This is a genomic window from Thermococcus pacificus, assembly GCF_002214485.1.
Lineage (GTDB): Archaea > Methanobacteriota_B > Thermococci > Thermococcales > Thermococcaceae > Thermococcus > Thermococcus pacificus.
Genome location: NZ_CP015102.1, coordinates 1,303,714 through 1,320,631, shown reverse-complemented (window position 1 = coordinate 1,320,631; position 16,918 = coordinate 1,303,714). Strand labels below are relative to the sequence as shown.

At 55.1% G+C, this 16,918-nt stretch carries 16 protein-coding genes; 8 read left to right on the top strand and 8 right to left on the bottom strand.

Annotated features, from left to right (window positions below):
- Positions 1-2 precede the first annotated feature (2 nt).
- Positions 3-1,382, bottom strand: coding sequence for a dolichyl-phosphate-mannose--protein mannosyltransferase (locus A3L08_RS07300; protein ID WP_088854392.1), 1,380 nt, complete (start codon positions 1,380-1,382; stop codon positions 3-5).
- Positions 1,383-1,442: 60 nt separating this feature from the next.
- Here A3L08_RS07300 and A3L08_RS07295 point away from each other — a divergent pair, with 60 nt between their 5' ends.
- Positions 1,443-2,594 (top strand): methyltransferase domain-containing protein, encoded by a 1,152-nt coding sequence (locus A3L08_RS07295; protein ID WP_088854391.1) that lies wholly within the window; start codon positions 1,443-1,445, stop codon positions 2,592-2,594.
- Here A3L08_RS07295 and A3L08_RS07290 read toward each other — a convergent pair.
- Positions 2,589-2,783 carry a PCNA-inhibitor gene (locus tag A3L08_RS07290; RefSeq protein ID WP_088854390.1) on the bottom strand — a complete coding sequence of 65 codons (195 nt, stop codon included), beginning with the start codon at positions 2,781-2,783 and terminating at the stop codon, positions 2,589-2,591. The genes A3L08_RS07295 and A3L08_RS07290 overlap by 6 nt on opposite strands.
- A 154-nt stretch (positions 2,784-2,937) precedes the next feature.
- On the opposite strand from A3L08_RS07290, the gene glmS reads away from it, so the two are divergent.
- The 3 genes from glmS to A3L08_RS07275 all read left to right on the top strand — a co-directional run bounded on the left by glmS (position 2,938) and on the right by A3L08_RS07275 (position 8,576).
- Entirely contained in the window at positions 2,938-4,746 is a 1,809-nt protein-coding gene (gene glmS, locus A3L08_RS07285; protein ID WP_088854389.1) for a glutamine--fructose-6-phosphate transaminase (isomerizing), read from the top strand.
- Between the two features lie 10 nt (positions 4,747-4,756).
- Entirely contained in the window at positions 4,757-7,654 is a 2,898-nt protein-coding gene (locus A3L08_RS07280; protein WP_088854388.1) for a glycosyltransferase family 39 protein, read from the top strand.
- 160 nt (positions 7,655-7,814) lie between these two features.
- Positions 7,815-8,576 carry a hypothetical protein gene (locus A3L08_RS07275; protein WP_157721599.1) on the top strand — a complete coding sequence of 254 codons (762 nt, stop codon included), beginning with the start codon at positions 7,815-7,817 and terminating at the stop codon, positions 8,574-8,576.
- On the opposite strand, the gene A3L08_RS07270 is transcribed toward A3L08_RS07275, so the two are convergent.
- Positions 8,542-9,213 (bottom strand): adenylate kinase, encoded by a 672-nt coding sequence (locus A3L08_RS07270; protein ID WP_088854386.1) that lies wholly within the window; start codon positions 9,211-9,213, stop codon positions 8,542-8,544. The two genes, A3L08_RS07275 and A3L08_RS07270, sit on opposite strands and share 35 nt — an antisense overlap.
- Before the next feature lie 155 nt (positions 9,214-9,368).
- On the opposite strand from A3L08_RS07270, the gene A3L08_RS07265 reads away from it, so the two are divergent.
- Complete coding sequence (locus A3L08_RS07265) at positions 9,369-9,713, top strand: hypothetical protein (protein WP_335755205.1); 345 nt, start codon at positions 9,369-9,371, stop codon at positions 9,711-9,713.
- Here A3L08_RS07265 and trmY read toward each other — a convergent pair.
- The 5 genes from trmY to A3L08_RS07240 form a co-directional block, all read right to left on the bottom strand.
- Complete coding sequence (trmY, locus tag A3L08_RS07260) at positions 9,697-10,308, bottom strand: tRNA (pseudouridine(54)-N(1))-methyltransferase TrmY (RefSeq protein WP_088854385.1); 612 nt, start codon at positions 10,306-10,308, stop codon at positions 9,697-9,699. The two genes, A3L08_RS07265 and trmY, sit on opposite strands and share 17 nt — an antisense overlap.
- A gap of 280 nt (positions 10,309-10,588) precedes the next feature.
- Entirely contained in the window at positions 10,589-11,830 is a 1,242-nt protein-coding gene (locus tag A3L08_RS07255) for a sugar phosphate nucleotidyltransferase (RefSeq protein WP_088854384.1), read from the bottom strand.
- 148 nt (positions 11,831-11,978) lie between these two features.
- The gene (locus tag A3L08_RS07250) at positions 11,979-12,239 is read right to left on the bottom strand and encodes a helix-turn-helix domain-containing protein (protein WP_088854383.1); all 261 of its coding nucleotides are present in this window, start codon (positions 12,237-12,239) and stop codon (positions 11,979-11,981) included.
- A 17-nt stretch (positions 12,240-12,256) separates the two neighbouring features.
- Positions 12,257-14,236: a ferrous iron transport protein B gene (gene feoB, locus A3L08_RS07245; protein WP_088854382.1), complete on the bottom strand. Its 1,980-nt coding sequence runs from the start codon at positions 14,234-14,236 to the stop codon at positions 12,257-12,259.
- A 9-nt stretch (positions 14,237-14,245) separates the two neighbouring features.
- A complete protein-coding gene (locus A3L08_RS07240; RefSeq protein WP_088854381.1) occupies positions 14,246-14,473 on the bottom strand; it encodes a FeoA family protein in 228 nt (75 codons plus the stop codon).
- 209 nt (positions 14,474-14,682) lie between these two features.
- Here A3L08_RS07240 and A3L08_RS07235 point away from each other — a divergent pair, with 209 nt between their 5' ends.
- Genes A3L08_RS07235 through A3L08_RS07225 form a run of 3 tightly spaced genes read left to right on the top strand, consistent with a single transcriptional unit; the run spans position 14,683 to position 16,888 of the window.
- Positions 14,683-15,045, top strand: coding sequence for a DUF4870 domain-containing protein (locus tag A3L08_RS07235; protein ID WP_088854380.1), 363 nt, complete (start codon positions 14,683-14,685; stop codon positions 15,043-15,045).
- A 38-nt stretch (positions 15,046-15,083) separates the two neighbouring features.
- The gene (locus A3L08_RS07230) at positions 15,084-15,884 is read left to right on the top strand and encodes a 7-cyano-7-deazaguanine synthase (protein WP_088854379.1); all 801 of its coding nucleotides are present in this window, start codon (positions 15,084-15,086) and stop codon (positions 15,882-15,884) included.
- Positions 15,885-15,889: 5 nt separating this feature from the next.
- Positions 15,890-16,888, top strand: a complete 999-nt coding sequence (locus tag A3L08_RS07225; RefSeq protein ID WP_088854378.1) for an AIR synthase family protein — start codon at positions 15,890-15,892, stop codon at positions 16,886-16,888.
- Positions 16,889-16,918 lie beyond the last annotated feature (30 nt).

Genomic DNA, 16,918 nt, shown 5'->3' with positions numbered 1-16,918 from the left:
CATCATCTCCTCAGCCTCACACTGTCCTTTACCTCCAGCAGCCACTCAAGGTAGAGCCACAGGGAGTTCGTGAAGGCCTCCCAGCGGAGGAGTTCTCTGAGAGCAACGCCCATAACGACAGCAGCGGGCGGAACAAGGGCCGTGGCGTAGAAGCTGAACTGAGTAGTTCCCCCGAGGACGTACTGCAGTGTGAAGAAGAAGACAGTACTCCAGAAGATGCTGAATGGGGCAAGAAGGCCGTTCTTTCTCCTGTAAAGCCACGGGAGGGCGAAGATGAAGAGCACCATCGAGAGGAGGAGGAACGGGTCGGTCTGGGCGAACACGTTGGGGTCGTAGTGCAGCGCGAAGGCTTTCTTGTTCACGAACCACTCCCAAACCGGCGAAGCCGCCGGGTGGCCGCCCTTGTTGGAGAGGTGCCATTTAAAGCTCCCGAGGAAGTCCCTGAGCCACTTCTCCGGCCCGACCGCGACCATCGCAGGAACATTCGGGAGCAGGAAGCCGAGAGCGGGAAGCACGAACACAGTGAGAAGGAAGCCAACTATACTCTTCTCCCGTTTGAAGGCCCTGACCAGGAGCACTGGCCAGCCGAAGCCGCCGCTGAGCTTCGTTGCCCCTGCCAGTCCGGCCGCAAACGCCGCCCAGCGGTCCTTTTCATAGGCGAGGAAGAAGACGAAGAGGGCAACCCCAAAGGCGACGTAGATGTCGAGCATGGCAACGGTGGACATAGCCTGAAGCGTCGGGTCGGCGACCGTGAAGACCAGCGCTATGATGGCGGCGAGGTAGCTCTTGCTTATCCTGTAGGTTGCCAGGGCCACGAGGAGCTCCGTTAAAACGAATGCTACTATGCCAGGAACCCGCCAGTTCACGGGCCTATCCTCGATGAGCATGCCAAGCATTATGAAGTCCTTCCCGAGGAAGGGGTGCTCGGTGTTGAGGTAGTCCTGTATGTTCTCCTTGTCAGGATACCAGAAGCCGGGAACGACGTAGTAGACCTCTCCGGGAAGAGAAGACGACAGGTCATCCAGAAAAGCATCGAATTGCTCCGGAGGAATCTCGAAATAAACTCCCGGGAACTTAAGGTACTCCTTCTCGTAGGTGGCCCCGTGCCTCAGAGCTATCTTCTCGACGTCGTACTGGTACTTTACCCCAACGCTCTGATTCAAGAAGATGACGTTCACTCCCATCGAGCCGCTGCTCTCGTTCACGTAGGTGAGGGTAACCCCGAGCCGGTGGAGGATGTTTCTGCTCGCGGGGACGTACCAGACCTCGTCGCTGACGTAGTCGTGAAAAACCGGCTGTGAGGCGAAGTCGTAGACGTACCAGAAGGAGCCCGCCATAGTGATGAGGAGTATTAGAGCGAAGGTGACTTTCCTCCAGTCCATTGAACCACCTCTGGAACTATCGCGGGCAATGTTTTTAAGCCTCTCTCCTTAGGCGAAAACATGCTGGAGAAAATAAGCGAGGAGAAGGTCAGGGAAGCGGTCGAGCTGATAAGGCGCGGCCTTGACGAGAGGAAGCTCCGCGCGAGGCTTGGTGAGGACTGGGAGCTCATAGCCGAGATAGCAAGGGCGAGGATAAAAGCCAGGGACAAGTTCTCACGCGACGACCTCTGGATGGACCTTCAGGGGCTGCGCTACTCAACCCACGAGGAGGTTGCTAAATACCGCGCCAGGCGTCTCAAGGAGTTTGGAGTAAAGAGCATCGCCGACGTCTCCTGTGGCATTGGAATCCAGCTCATCTTCTACGCGATGAATGTTGAGAGGGCCTATGGGATCGACATCGACCCGCTCAAGGTGGAGTTCGCGAGGAGGAACGCCGAGAAGTACGGCGTCTCGAACATCGAGTTCATAAACGCGGACTCACTCTCGCCCGAGATCGCTGAGAAGATTGATGCGGAGGTGATCTTCTCTGATCCCGCGAGGCCCCCGGAGATGCCTGAAAGAAGGCTCGAAGACCTTCTGCCGAGCCCGCTGGAGGTCTACAGGGCATACGGCAGGAAAACCGACGCCTTCATCTTTGACCTCCCACCCCAGATCAGGCGCGAGAGGGTTCCATGGAAGGGCGAGTTCGAGTACATAGATCTCTTCGGGGCCCTCAACAGGCTCACTTTCTACACCGAGCCGCTGGCGAGGGCCGAGAGGAGCGCGGTCATTCTACCGGCTGGAGCCAGGGTCGAGAGCGACCCGAACCTTGAGAACATCGTTGAGTGGACGGATGAGCCAGGTGAATACCTCTACGAGATCCCGCAGTCGGTCGACTATGCTGACCTGATAAACGAACTGCTTCATCTCCTCCCTGTTGAGGCGAGGATGCTCCTCCGCGAGAAGAGGCGCGTTTTGGCGACCGGGGACGAGGAGATCAGGAGTCCCTACCTCAAGAGAACCTACCGCGTCGTTGGGATCGTCCCGTTCCACCCCGTCAGGATAAACGACTTCCTGAGGAAGGAGGGCTTTGGCAGGGCGACGCTCAGGATAAGTGTGCCTGACGGTGAGTACTGGAGGTTCAGGAAGCGCGTGGAGGCAAACCTGAGCGGCGAGAGAAGGGCCTTCGTCTTCCAGCTGGGAGATAGAGCGGTGATAGCGGAGGGGTTATAGCTCCTCTATCCTCGCGTTCCTTATCCTCTTCGAGCCGATGCGGAGCTGTTTAAAGTAATTCACATGCTCCTCTGGCAGAAAAGACTCGAGGCTGGTCGGTTTGAGGCGCTTCTTCCTCTTGCGTGGCTCTTCCTCTGGTTTAACCTTCCGGACGGTGCTCCTGAGGAACTCGTCAAGGGTCTTGTCCATCGGTCCACCCGAAATAGGTATCCCAAGGACTATAAAGGCTTTTTCCTATCGAAAGCTGAACCAAAGGGTATATGAATACACGGAAAGCCCCCCTGAGAAAGGCTTTTAACTCCCGGCGGTTTATCGAGGAAGAGAGTAAAAGCGGGTGGTTGCCGTGTGTGGAATAATAGGGTACATCGGGGACAGGCCTGCCTGCCAGGTGATAGTCAAAGGACTCAAGAGACTCGAATACAGGGGATACGATTCTGCGGGGATTGTAACGGAAGATGGGAGGAGGCTCTTCATAAAGAAGGGTGCCGGCAGGATAGATGAGCTGATCGAGAGGCTTGGCCTCCTTGAGATGCCCGGGAAGAGGGGCATCGGTCACACGCGCTGGGCTACCCACGGGGTCCCCAACGATGTTAACGCTCATCCTCAAACTGACTGCACTGGAAGGATAGCACTCGTTCACAACGGTATAATAGAGAACTTCGCCGAGATTAAGGACGAACTCGTGGCAAAAGGCCACAGGTTCGAGAGCGACACCGATACCGAGGTAATAGCCCACCTGATCGAGGAGGAGCTCAGGGGAGAGTCGGATTTCGAGCAGGCCATGAGGAAGGCCCTTCTCAAACTTCGGGGTTCCTTCGCCCTTGGAATAATATACACTGGGGAACCCGACAGGCTCTACTTCGTCAGGAACGAGAGCCCTCTCGTTTTGGGAATCGGTGACGGTGAGAACTTCGCCGCCAGCGACGTCCCGGCGTTTCTGGAGTACACGAACAGGGTCGTTTTCCTCGACGACAGGGAGTACGCGGTCATCACGAAGGACTCCTGGGTGGTCAAGAACCTCGACACCGGAGAAGTCGTCGAAAAGCCCGTCCACGAAATAGGGTGGACCCTTGAGATGGCCGAAAAGGCCGGGTTCCCGCACTTCATGCTCAAGGAGATATACGAGCAGCCGAGGGCAATAAAGGACGCCATCCACGGCAACGCTGACGTCATAAATGCCGTCGCCAGGGAGATAGCGAAGTACGACAAAATCTTCATAGTTGCGATGGGAACGTCGTACCACGCGGGTATGGTTGGCAGGTACCTCTTCCAGCGCCTCGCGAAGAAGGTTCCCATAGTCGAAGACGCGAGCGAGTTCCGCTATGAATTCGAGGATATAATCGACGAAGACACCCTCGTGATTGCGATAACCCAGAGCGGAGAAACGGCCGACACCCTCGCGGCAATGAAGCTGGCGAAGAAGAAGGGCGCAAAGGTGCTCGCGATAGTCAACGTCGTCGGAAGCATGGCGACGAGAATAGCGGATTTGACGCTCTACACCCACGCCGGTCCGGAAATTGGTGTTGCGGCGACCAAGACCTACACCACGCAGCTGACCGTCCTGACCATGCTCGCCATTGAGCTGGCCAGGATCCTCGGAACCGCCGACGAGGACTATCTCGACGAGCTTGAGGCGGGCCTGAAGGCCGTCCCGAACCTTGTTGAGGAAGTCTTAAAACACGACGGGGGCATTAAAGAGCTGGCCGAGAGTCTGGTAGATAAGAGGGACTTCTTCTACATCGGCAGGGGAGTAAGCGTTCCCACGGCTCTCGAAGGCGCCCTCAAGCTCAAGGAGATAAGCTACATCCACGCCGAGGGGCTGAGCGCCGGTGAGCTGAAGCACGGGCCGCTGGCACTGCTCGAGGATGGCGTCCCCGTGGTCGCGGTAGCCCCCAGCGGGAAGACCTTCGACAAGATCGTGGGCAACATAGAGGAATCGCGTGCGAGGGGCGCGTTTATAATCTCCCTTGGGGACAGCGAAGAGCTGGGACGCGTCTCCAACGCCTTCATCCGGATGCCGGATATGGACGAACTCCTCAGCCCGATAGTTTATGTAGTTCCCCTCCAGCTCATAGCATATCACATGGCGGTTTTGAGGGGCAACGACCCCGATAAGCCGAGGAACCTTGCAAAATCTGTTACAGTCGAATGAGGTGATTCCCATGGTGAAAACTGACGTTAAGGAGAAACAAAAGAAGAAAGAGGTGGGAGCTTCCCCCTCAAGATACTATTCCATTTTCAAGGGCTACGGCCTTCCATTCATAGCACTCCTGCTGGCATACCTGGGCTTCAGACTTAGGAACATAACCTCCAACTACAAAACCTTCCTCGACCCTGACACGTTCTTCCACTACGAGATGTACAGGCAGGCCATAACAGAGTGGATACCCAAGTACTTCGCCTACGCAGAGCCTCCAACCGGCATAAAGGCCACCGGCTACCTGGGTCTTTACACGGTTCAGGCAGCCTTCTACAAGATAACCCACGCCCTCTTTGGGTGGAGCGAACTTCAAGCCTTCAAGGTCTGGCCGCCGTTCGTGGGAGCGATGACCGTCATAGCCGTCTACCTCCTTGGAAGGAAGCTCCACTCTGACTGGGCCGGCATCTGGGGAGCGGCCTTCATGGCCTTCTCCTACGCCAGCTTCACCAAGACCATGTCTGGCAACAACCGTGGTGAAGGGCCCTTTATGATGTTCTTCCTCTTCGCGGTCTACTTCCTGCTGGTCTACCTCGACGAGAAGGAGTGGAACTGGAAGAAGGTGCTCGGCGCGGTGATGTTTCTGGTCACGAGCGTCCTATACATGGGAGTCTGGACAGGAAGCAACTTCGGTGTGGGCATACTCCTCCTGGTCGCAGGCATAACTGTCGTCGTATTCTTCACCTTCGGAATGATGGAGACTCTGAGGGACTTCGTGAGGGACTACTTCACCCTTTACGGCCTCTCCCTCCTGCTCGGTCTGGGCGTGTCTTACACAGGCTTCATAGGCATCAAGGGCTTCCTCATCTTCGCCCTCGAGGCCTTCATAGCCCTCTCAGCCCTCGTTGTGGTGATGCTCTACGGTGAGAGGCTTGGACTCAACTACTCAGACAAGAAGCACAGGTTCGGGACCATACTTGCCATAGCGGTCGTCGGTTTCCTTGCCTTCTACGGCTACTTCGGACGGGACCTCCTCAAGTTCATGGGCGCGGCATACCAGTCCAACCCACTCTACCAGACGGTCGCTGAGCTCGCCAGAACCAGCTGGGGTTATATCAAGGACTCTTTCAGTATTCACTACGTCTATAACGCGAATCTTCGCCAATACGTTGGAAAAGACGGTGCTTTGTTCCTGCTTTCCTTGGCCGGTTTTGTTATTGTGCTTTCCCGTTTTATACTGAAGCTCATTAAACAGGATCTTTCAGGATACAAGGAGATTTTCATCGTGGCTTATTACTTTGGCTCTCTCTACCTTCTCCTAAGTGCAGTGCGTTTCATTTTCCAGGCTTCGGGGACAGTAGTACTCCTTGCGGGTATTGTCATGGCAGAAATATTCATCTACGTGGAGAACATGAAGGAGAACATGGGGACGAAGGCCCTCTATGCAATCCTTCTAATATTCCTGCTTATAATCCCCTACGTCGAAGCTAGAGACGTAAAGTCTGTAGCAGTCTCATATTCAAAGTCTCAGGGCTCCGTTCCAGCAGACTGGGTGAACGTACTCAACTGGTTGAAGGAGAACTCCAACCCGCTCGACAGCGCCACCAGCTGGTGGGACTACGGCTACTGGATTGAGTCGAGTCTTCTCTCGCAGAGAAGAAGCGCAACCGACGGCGGTCACGCTTATGACAGGCGCTACATCGTTGCAGACTTCTTCTCCCACTACGGGAACGAGGCCGAGCAGGACTTCGAGGCATGGGAGCTCAACTACATGATAACCTGGCAGCGGGACATCTACAAGTTCAACGCCATAAGCTACCTCGGCGGCGCGATAGATTACTACGAGTACGGCCACGTCCCGATGTTCCAGCTCATACCCAAACAGTACATTCAGTACGTCAACGAGAGCGGAAAGACGGTCGTCTACGTTGGAACCTCCCAGGGGGCATACCAACCGGTTATGACCCTTGACCTCTCGAGGGGCCAGACCATACCGGGTAGGGGGGACATCCCCTACGTGCTTTACGTCTTCGGCGACTACGGAATGCTGGCGTACAAGAACGTGGCCTTCAGCAACTTCGTTAGACTGGCCTTCCAGCTCCCCTACTCCTACGAGCCGTGGGATGCGCAGAAGCTCTTCGCCAACTTCAAGCCGACCTACAGCAACGGCGGTGTCTCGGTGTACCAGTTCAGGCCCTTCGCGGTTTACAGGATCGATAAGTACCAGAACAGCACGTGGGTGCCCTTCTACAGCACAATGAGCGGTGGAAAGCTCCCGCTCGGGGAGCAGAAGCTCCGTCTCTGGATATCTGCCTTCGGAAGGGACGTTAAGAACGCCACTCTGGTTTTTGAAGCTTACAACGGCACCACCCTTGTTAAGAAGGAAGTCCTAGCCGAGAACCTGAACATCAACTACCTCAACGAGACCCCCGTCGAGGTCAGCCTCGTTGTGCCAAACGCCACGGACTACCGTTTCATCCTAGTCCAGGACGGCCCGGTCGGCGTGCTCAACGGCGAGCCCAAGGTCGACGGGAAAGTTGCAAACCCGAGCTACATCCTGGAAGAAGGGCAGAGTGGCAACCTTGAGCTGAAAGCGGCGTTCAGAAAGGACTACAGCGACGTCCAGCTCACCCTGAGGGCCAGCATCGTATACTACGTCGCCCCCAACGGCAAGGACATAGAGAAGGACAACTTCTACCTGGAACCACACCAGGACATCATAACCTACGTCCCTGTCAAGAGCCTCAGCGTCAAAGCTGGAGACAACGTCATAACTGCGAAGGCCTCAATGCCTGAGAACGTCTTCGAGAACTACATCCAGGAACTATACAAGAAGTACGGTGAGGACAAGGTCGTGATCGTCAGGAAGAGAATCGAGCCGATATTCATAACGAAGAAGGAGTACGTTGTCTGGGAGGGCTGAGCCCTCCCAATCCTGGCCATTTTTACGTCTCCGGGTTTTCTGAGACCTCTTTGCCTTCTTCCCGTGATCTCCCTGAAAGTGGCGCAAAACTAGCATTCATCAGGCACACCTGAGAGACCTTCCATAGAAACCCTTAAAGTGATTTTTGCCTTAGGATTAATTGGAAGTGAAAAGATTGCTGAACGTCGATCCCCCCAACTATTATCCCATAATAAACAAGCTCTTTGCTGCGAGATTAGCTGAGGCTCTTGAAGCCCTGGGTATTCAGCTTGACTCTATTGAAGTGAGGGTTGTCCCCGAGGGAAGAACCCTCCGGCTAATCTTTAAGCTGGTGATCTCAGGGATGGAGGGCTTCGTTCCCATAGACGTACAAGAGACTGTCCAAGGTATTCTGGAGAAGCTGGCGGATGACGCTACCACCACATTCGGCAGGCTGTACTCGGTTCGGTTTGAGGTGGAAGACTTCGAGCTCGTTAGAGCCCCCCAGAGGAATGGCTGGGAGGCCAATGTCAAGCTCATAGTTAACGGTCCCGATGAAAAGCTGGAGCGGCTCAACCGTTTGGGTAGGGGGCTCGTTATAACCCTAAAGGAGTGGGGAATAGCAATATCGGCCCTCACAGTAAGCATGCCCCTTAACGGGCCAGGTTCTCTGAGGATTGTCATAAAGGCGGAGGCAGAACTGTCCGAGGCTGAAAAGAATGAACTCGCGGAAAGGGTCAGGACAAAGGCATGCTCCTTTATGAAGACCCTCTTTGGAAGCGCATGTCCAGTTCAGGTCAGGATAATAGATCCAAAGGATAGGACAATGAAAATTGTGTTGAGGGAAGAGGAACGGCTAGAGGCCCTTGTGAAGGAGCTCTCCAATGATGAAGACATTAAACGGCTGCTCAGCCTCCTTGGGAAGAGTCCTCCCGGGCTTTGATGTAATCTAGGAGGGGCCTTATGCGCTCCCAGACGCCTTCTATACTGTCGTGACCGTCCACCCTCACATACACTCCCTGCTTCTTGTAGAACTTGATTATCGGCTCCATGTTTTTTATGTAGAGGTCGTAGCGCCTGGCCACTATCTCGGGTTTATCGTCGTCTCTCTGGATTAAATCGGTGCCGCAGACGTCGCACTTCCTGGGCACCCTGGAGGGTCTGTACTTGAGGTGGTAGACGGCCCCACACTTCGGGCATATCCTCCTGCCGGAGATCCTCTCGACGCTCTCATCCTTGGAGATGAATATCTCGAGGGCGACGTCGATGCTGAGCCCATGGTCGTAGAGGTAGTTTTCGAGGGCCAGAACCTGCTCGGCCGTCCTCGGGTAGCCGTCGATTATGAAATTCTTCCTGTGGCGCCTCAGCTTTGAGATTATGAGAGTGTTGACCACCGTGTCAGGGATTAGGTCTCCCCGCTCGAGGTAACTCTTCATCTCTCTCCCGAGCTCGGTTCCGGCTGATATCTCGGCCCTTATCATGTCGCCCGACGAGATATAGATCAGACCGTAGCGTTCCACTATGGTCCGAGAATGGGTCGACTTTCCACTCCCAGGCGGCCCAAAGATGAGGATGTTCACTTTTCTCACCGTTAGTTATTTATCCTCCCTGTGCTAAAAGGGTTGTGGTAGCAGTCGTGAGGCTAAGCGCGGGCTTCGTCTGAGCTTCTGGCTACGCCTACAAGGCCAGGTGTGTTCTCTTCGCCATCACAAGGAGAATGTAGATCCCAAGAAAGTTGTCCGCGCCGCCGGGGAGATCAACCAGCGCATCTTCGAGAGGCTCCAGGAGATGGGGTCGAGAAGGGCGACGTGGTGAGGATAACAGTGCCGTTCAGCATCAGGAAGGCACCATCGAGTGGTACTACGACGGCCTTAAGATCGAGGTCTACCGGAGGAGCGAAGAGGAGAAGCTCGCCATGGCTATGGAGGAGCTGGAGGAGCGCGAGAGGGCTCTGGAGGGGAGGATAAAGGAGCTCGAGGAACTGGCACTCAGGCCGAGGGGAGCCAGCAAGGGGCTCCTCGAAAAGCTGGAGGAGTTGAAGCAGGAGCACACCTCGCTGAAGCTCAGGGCGGAGGGGTGAGCGAGTCCAAGTGGATGTTGACGTATGCCACCACGTGGGAGGCGAGGTAGCTCTTCTTCCCTACGCTCACCTTTTCCGCTATTCCGGCGAGAAAAGCCTCGTCTTCTCTGCTTAACCCCTCGTGGTCGCCCAGGACGAAGGCGACGTTCGCCGGGAAGTGGACCTTTTCTATCGGCTTTCCCTCTTCATGTAGGTAGTAGAGGGCAGAGCCTCTCAGAGTCCTCCTGACGATGTCCTCGAAGGTGAGTTTGCTGACGTAGATTCCGGGGAGAACCTCGAGCTCCTTTCCTGGCTCGCGGAGGTTTTCTCCAGCTTTCAGGGCCTTTATTATCAGCTTCGCCGTGCTGAGCTCGTCGGGGTTGAGGGTCTTGGGCCTCATACGCTGGCCCTCAAAGCGTATCGCCTTCGGCGGGTTGGGCGGACCGTAGAGGCTGAGCCAGACCCTGACGTTCTTCCTGAAGCCATGAGAGAGCAGGAAGGCTGAGTTGAGGAACCTGCACAGCAGGTCTATCCTACCGCTCGTGCCTGGCAGATCCGTCAGGCTGAAATCCGCCTTTGTGTGGGCCCTGTTGGCCTTGATGATAAAGGTTCTCATGGTGAGCGGGTAGGGGGGATGCTTTATAACGGTTGCTCAAAAGTGTATCACGTTTAAAGGCCTTCTTTGGGGTAGAAATCTGCTCGCACGCGGGGAATCTAGGAAGCGATGCATTAGAGCGGTCTAGTAATCCAAAATAACGGTTCGTGTGATGGAACATTAAGTTGCACTTTGTTAGAATTTTGTAACGAAATTTCATAGCTGGCGATGAAGGCCGTAATAAAATCATTAGGAGGAACTGGACAAATTTTGAGGAATATGGGGGACGTCCCGTCCCCCTTCAGAAGAGCCACTGGTTCTCTATGCACTCGTCGCACGGCGGCTTCTCACCGGCTATAGCCTTGAATTTGGTGTAGATGCACTCCGGGAGGCCGAGCGGACAGCGCTCGGGGGTCACACCTGGCTTGACCTTCGTCGGGTCGAGCTTTATTTTGATGAAGGCCTCATACTCCTCGACCTTCTTCCACGGGAGCACCTTGGCGCCGTAGATGACGAGGTTGTCGTATATCTTTGCGTAGTCTCCAACCACGGCGTTCTCCTTGAGGATGACGTTCTTTCCAACCACAACACCTTCGCCAAGGATGCTGTCCTTTATCTCCGACTTGGACTTGACTATGTCGCTTCCGATGAGGATCGCGCGCTTGAAGTAAGCCTTGTCCTCGACTATTGTGTTGGGCCCGATGTAGGTGTAGGACTTGATCTTAACTCCGTGGCCTATCTTGGCCCCCTCATCGATGTAGACCGGGCCCTGAATCTCGACGTCATCTGGAACTTCGGCAGTCTCCTTGATCGTCATGTATCCGTTGTCCTTGGCTATCTCGTCCATGGCTATCTGGTGGGCGTAGAAGAGGTCCTCCGGAGTACCGAGGTCTATCCAGTAGTAGTCGCGGGCCATCCTGTAGGCGTAGACTTCGCCTTTGCTGACGAACTTCGGGAGAACTTCCCTCTCGAAGTAGACTTCCCTGTTCTTGGGTATCTCTTCAAGTACTTTCTTGTTGACCATGTATATTCCAGCGTCGACGAGGTTGGTCTTCGGCCTGTGGGGCTTCTCCTCGAAGTGGGTAACTTTTCCTTCCTCGTCGGTCTCGACGACACCGTAGCGCTCCGGGTCGTAGACCTTAGTAACCGCCACCGTTACGAGGCCCTCGTTCTTCCTGTGGGCCTCTATGAGCTCCCTGAAGTCGAAGTTGGTAAAGACGTCGCCGTAGATGACCAGGAAGTCCTCATCAACGTAGTCCTCAACGTTCTTGAGAGCGCCGCCGGTCTCAAGCGGCATCGGGTCGTTGACAAAGCGTATGTCCTTTGGATAGTCCGCCATCTTCTCGTCTATGAACTCCCTTATCTCACCGCGCATGTAGTGAACGGAGAGTATGATTTCGTCTATCTCCGGTATTTTTTCGAGGCTCTCGAGCAGGTACTGGAGGTTGGGTTTTCCGAGAACCGGGACCATCGGCTTCGGCCTGGTCGATGAGAGTGGCCTTAAGCGGGTTCCAAATCCACCGGCAAGAATGACTGCCTTCATGGTATCACCGTTAATCCTTTCAATGAAGGGTTTTATATGTTTTACGGCTGTAAAATATACTACTGGCGGTGACAGGTTTAACTGGCGGTGAAAACTCAGAAAAAGCCCCGTGTTATTGCGGAAATTTCCAGGTTTCCTGCGAAGTTGGTCATTTCCTTGAGCTCTTTTCGAGCTTGACTTCAGCCACTGTGTAGACTTTCCCCTTGAAACGGAAGCACGATCCCGGACAGAAGTTCCTCAGGGGGCAGGTGGCACAGGCCCCCTCCCCTGCATCCACCCTCTCGATGTAGCCCATGCTGGCGAGTACCTCCATCGCTCCGATGACCTCTTCCCTGGGGACGTTGAGCTCTTCCGCTATCTCATCGACGTCCTTTCCCGTTTTAAGCATCTCAAGCACTTTTTCCAGCATTTCCTTCACCTGCAACTTCAGTAGCCCAAGGCACTCCCGACGTTCCATATTATGATTCCAACGATGCTCGCGAGGGCTATCATGTAGGCCACCGCAAAGGCAGCCCACTTCCAGTTGCTCTCCGCCCTTATGGCACCTATCGTAGCTATGCACGGCACGTAGAGCGTGGTGACCATGGCCAGGACGTAAGCCTGCAGGGGGGTCATGACGCTGGCTATCGCGGCCTCATTGCCGTAGATCACGCCGTAGGTCGAGATGACGTTCTCCTTGGCGATTATTCCGAAGAGCAGACTTACAGCGGCCTTCCAGTCGAGGCCCATCAGCCTCATGTAGGGCTCAAAGAAGTAGCCGAGCTTCTCCGCGTAGCTTCCACCGCTGCCCAGAGGCACCGGATAGTTGCTCAGGTACCATATCGCTATCGCGCCGAGGAGGATTATCGTTCCCGCCTTCTTGATGAACTCTTTGCTCCTCTCCCACGAGTGCAGGATCACCGTCTTCCAGCCCGGGACGAGGTACTCGGGCAGTTCGATTATGAAGGGGCTCTCCTCCCCCTTGATGACGAACCTGCTCAGGAGCCAGGCCACCACGAAGGCTATTAACACAGCCGTGGCGTAGATGCTAACAGCTACGAGCGCCTGCCTGCCAGCGAAGAACGCTGCAGCCAGGAAGCTTATGACGCTCAAACGAGCGGAACACGGGATGAGCGGATTGACGAGCATTGTGACCAGTCTGTCCCTCTCGTCGTCGAGGGTTCTCGTCGCCATGACAGCCGGGACGTTGCATCCAAAGGCCAGTACGAGCGGTATGAAGCTCTTACCGGGCAGCCCGAACTTCCTCATTATCCTCTCCATAACAACTGCCGCCCTCGCCATGTAGCCGACGTCCTCGAGTATGGAGAGGGCGAAGAACAGCAGGAACACCAGCGGGAAGAAGCTGAGCACCGACCCGACACCGGCTATGATACCGTCGACTATCAACCCGCGGAGAGCTTCGTTGGTTATGTGCGGTGCAAGCCATTCCCCGAAGTATGAGAACGCACCGTCGAGAAGCTCCTGGAGCGGGAGCCCGAAGGCGAAGACGAACTTGAAGACAAGGTAGAAGACACCGAAGAGTGCTATTAAGCCGTAAACCGGGTGCGTGAGGATGCCGTCGAGCTGGTCGCTGAAGCTCTTACCCTCTGTCTTGGTGTACCTGACGAAGCGGTGCATGAGGCGGTCTATGAACTCGTACTTCTGGCTCGCTATTATTAAATCCATCGCCCTCTTGTAGCGCTCCTCAACCTCTGCGATGTGCCCCATTATCTCGTCGAGCTTCTCGCTCCCGAGATGGCGGAGAACCAGCTTTATGACTCCGTCGTCCCTCTGCAGGAGCTTGATCGCAAGCCAGCGGAGGTTGTACTCTTCTGCCAGAGGAGTCTCTCTGAGGGCGAGAGTTATGTGCTCTATCTCCCTCTCGACTTCGGGGTCGTACTTTGGGATTACCGGTCTTTCCTTCACCATACCGTTGGCCATCTCGTAGATTTTTTTCTTCAGCTCGTCAAGGCCGATCCCTTCCTTCGCGTTAACGGGGACAATAGGGACGCCGAGGGTCTCCTCCATCCTCTTTATGTTTATCTCGACTCCGTGCTTCTCCGCCAGGTCTATCTTGCTGAGGGCTATTATCACGTTGTTCAGACCCATTTCAAGTATCTCCATGGTGAGGAAGAGGTTCCTCATTAGGGCCGTCGCGTCAACCACGTTCACGACGACGTCCGCGCTGCCCTTAAGCAGGAAGTCCCTCGCGACGAGCTCGTCTATGGAGTGGGCCGTCAGGGAATATGTTCCGGGAAGGTCAACGACGAGGAACTTCTGGCCATTGTACTCGAAGACCCCCTCCTTCTTCTCCACGGTGACACCGGGCCAGTTACCGACGTGCTGCCGCATCCCTGTGAGGGCGTTGAAAATAGTCGTCTTGCCCACGTTGGGGTTGCCTGCGAGTGCAACGACCTTCATTGCCATTCTACCACCTCACAGCTTCCGCACCATGACCTTGTCTGCCATTCCTCTGCCTATTGCAAAGCGGACGCCGCCGACGGAGATGATTATCGGGCCGTGGCTGTGGGCCTCTATGATTTGAATTGTCGCACCCGGCGTGAGGCCCATTCCGACGAGCCTCTGTCTCGCCGTGGGGCCACCGAGGATGTTGACAACGACACCCCTCTCGCCGGGTTTGAGTGAGTTTAAAGGTACAATCATGAGCACCACCGTTAGGCTTTCCTAATTTGATATTCACCTCCTTCAAGAACCTTAAAAAGCTTTGGTGAGCCTAACAAATCTCCCAGGTTTGGAATCCAAAATCCTGAGGTTCCAAGGCATCATAATCAAGGCGGGGAATCATGGAAAGGCACTTAAAGATTGGGGATAATCGGGGATAAAATAAAAATCTGAACGGAGGTGTGTTGTTAATGGTGGAAATTCCATCTGAAGAACCCAGAAAAACGTCCCTCGGGATGGATGAGAACGTTGAAGGCCTTTTAGCGTACCTACTTTGGTGGGTCACGGGGATAATATTCCTACTCCTCGAAAAGGACAGCGATTTCGTCCGTTTCCACGCGATGCAATCAACGATAACGTTCCTGGGTATTACAGTGCTCATGTGGCTACTGGCGATTATACCGTTTATTGGATGGGTTCTAGCGAATCTCCTGGGGCTCTTAGGGATTATTCTCTGGATAATCGGGATGGTCAAGGCCTACCAGGGCGAGCGCTACAAGTTCCCCATCGTCGGGGACCTCGCAGAGCAGTGGATGGATAAGGTCAACATCTGAGGCGCAGGTTTTTAAGGCCTCCATTTTTATTTTCCACCATGCCCTCAATAAGAGAGGTCACCCGTGAGATAGAAGCCTTCTCCCGGACGAATGGGCTTTACAAAAAGAAGATCCTCGTGCTATTCTCCGGTGGGAAAGACAGCTCGCTGGTTCTCTATTTGCTGAAAAAAGCCGGCCTGGACGTTTCTGCACTGACATTCTTCCACCGATGGAGCTGGAGGGAGACACTGAACTGGGCTATGGGGTTCACGAAAAAGCTCGGCGTCGAGCACTTTCTCGTCGACGTCACCGACGGTCTCCTCAGAGAAGCGGCAGGCAGGAAGGGTCCGGTCTGCATCAACTGCAAAAAAGTCATGCTCTGGAACGCGAAGTGGTTCGCCCTCAACAACGGCTTCGACGTCTTAGCGAAGGGCGACAACGCCAACGACAAGATAATTGGCGCGCTCCTTGACCAGTGCAAGACTGACATAAGGCTCTGCGGGCTCCCGAAGATAGGCGTGCCCTTCTTCAGGCCCCTCATCAAGTACACCGCCGAGGAGGTCGAGGCCCTCGCTGAAGAAGTCGGGATAAAGCCCCACCGCATGTACGAGCACGCGAGGAGGAGGCAGTGGAGGGAAGGTTGTCCTCTGCAATACATCGACCGCGAGGAGATTGTGACGCCTGAACTCATGGAACTTGCCTACCGCGTGAACTACGAGGTAAGCAAAATCGCCAGAAAGAGAAAAGTCCGCGTCAGCGTCCGCGTGCCCAGCTTTGAGGTCATGTGCTGGGGCTGTGACAGCGAGACGCTGAGGGAAGTCGAGTTTGTGATAGGCAGGTTTAAAGAAGATAAACGGTGATTGAAGTGAAGGAACTCCTCCCGGGAAAGCTCAGGAACGAAGTTTTGCGGGAGATCGTCTTCCAGAACCTCGGCGTTGAGGACACCGCGGTGGTCCACGGGCCGAGGGAGGGCTTCGATTCGGCCGTCCTCGAATACGATGCCGGTCACTACCTCATCGTCGCCACGGACCCGACTCTGGGAGTTCCGCGCGAGACCTTTGGCTTCTTCACATACCACTTCGCCTCGAGCGACGTTGCAGTTTTTGGAGCGAGGCCGAGGTGGCTCGTCGTAGACCTTCTCTTCCCGTCTGGAACCGGGGAGGACTTCCTCGAGGCGGTTATGAGGGACATCAACAACGAGTGCAGGCGCTATGGGAGCACGGTAATCGGCGGCCACACCGGCGCCTACCCGAGCGTCTCCAAGCCGACCGCTACGACGACTGCCATGGGGCTGGTGAAAAAGGAGGAGCTGAAGATACCTGTGGCCAGACCGGGCGATAAAATTGTCGTCACGGCTAAGGTGGGCCTCGAGTTCGCGGTTTCGGCGGCATATTTCAGGGAGGACGAGCTGAGAAAGTTCCTGTCCTTCCGCGAGATAGAGAGGCTGAAGAAGCTCTACCGCTTTGAGACTGTAGTTCCCGATGCCTTAACCGCCAGGCCCTTCGTGAGGGGCATGCATGATGCAACTGAAGGCGGTTTAACGGCCCTGCATGAGATAGCGGGTAACTCCGGTGTTGGTTTTCGTGTTTACGCGGACAGGCTCTGGATAGACCTCCTCGTGCGGAAGGTCCTCGACTTTTACGGCCTAGAACCCTGGAGCGTCTCGTCGAGCGGGACGCTGATAGCTATAACCCCTCCGGAGAACGTTGGTTCCCTAATTGCAGAATTAAACAAAAATGGAATTATGGCATTCGAACTGGGTGAGTTCACAGAGGAAAAAGAGAGAATTCTCGTCGAAAACGGCGAGGAAAGGCCGTTTCCGGAGTTCGAAGGCGATCCGTACGTGAGGCTTTACGGTGTATAAGCGCGATTAGATATAATCGCGTTTCCACCA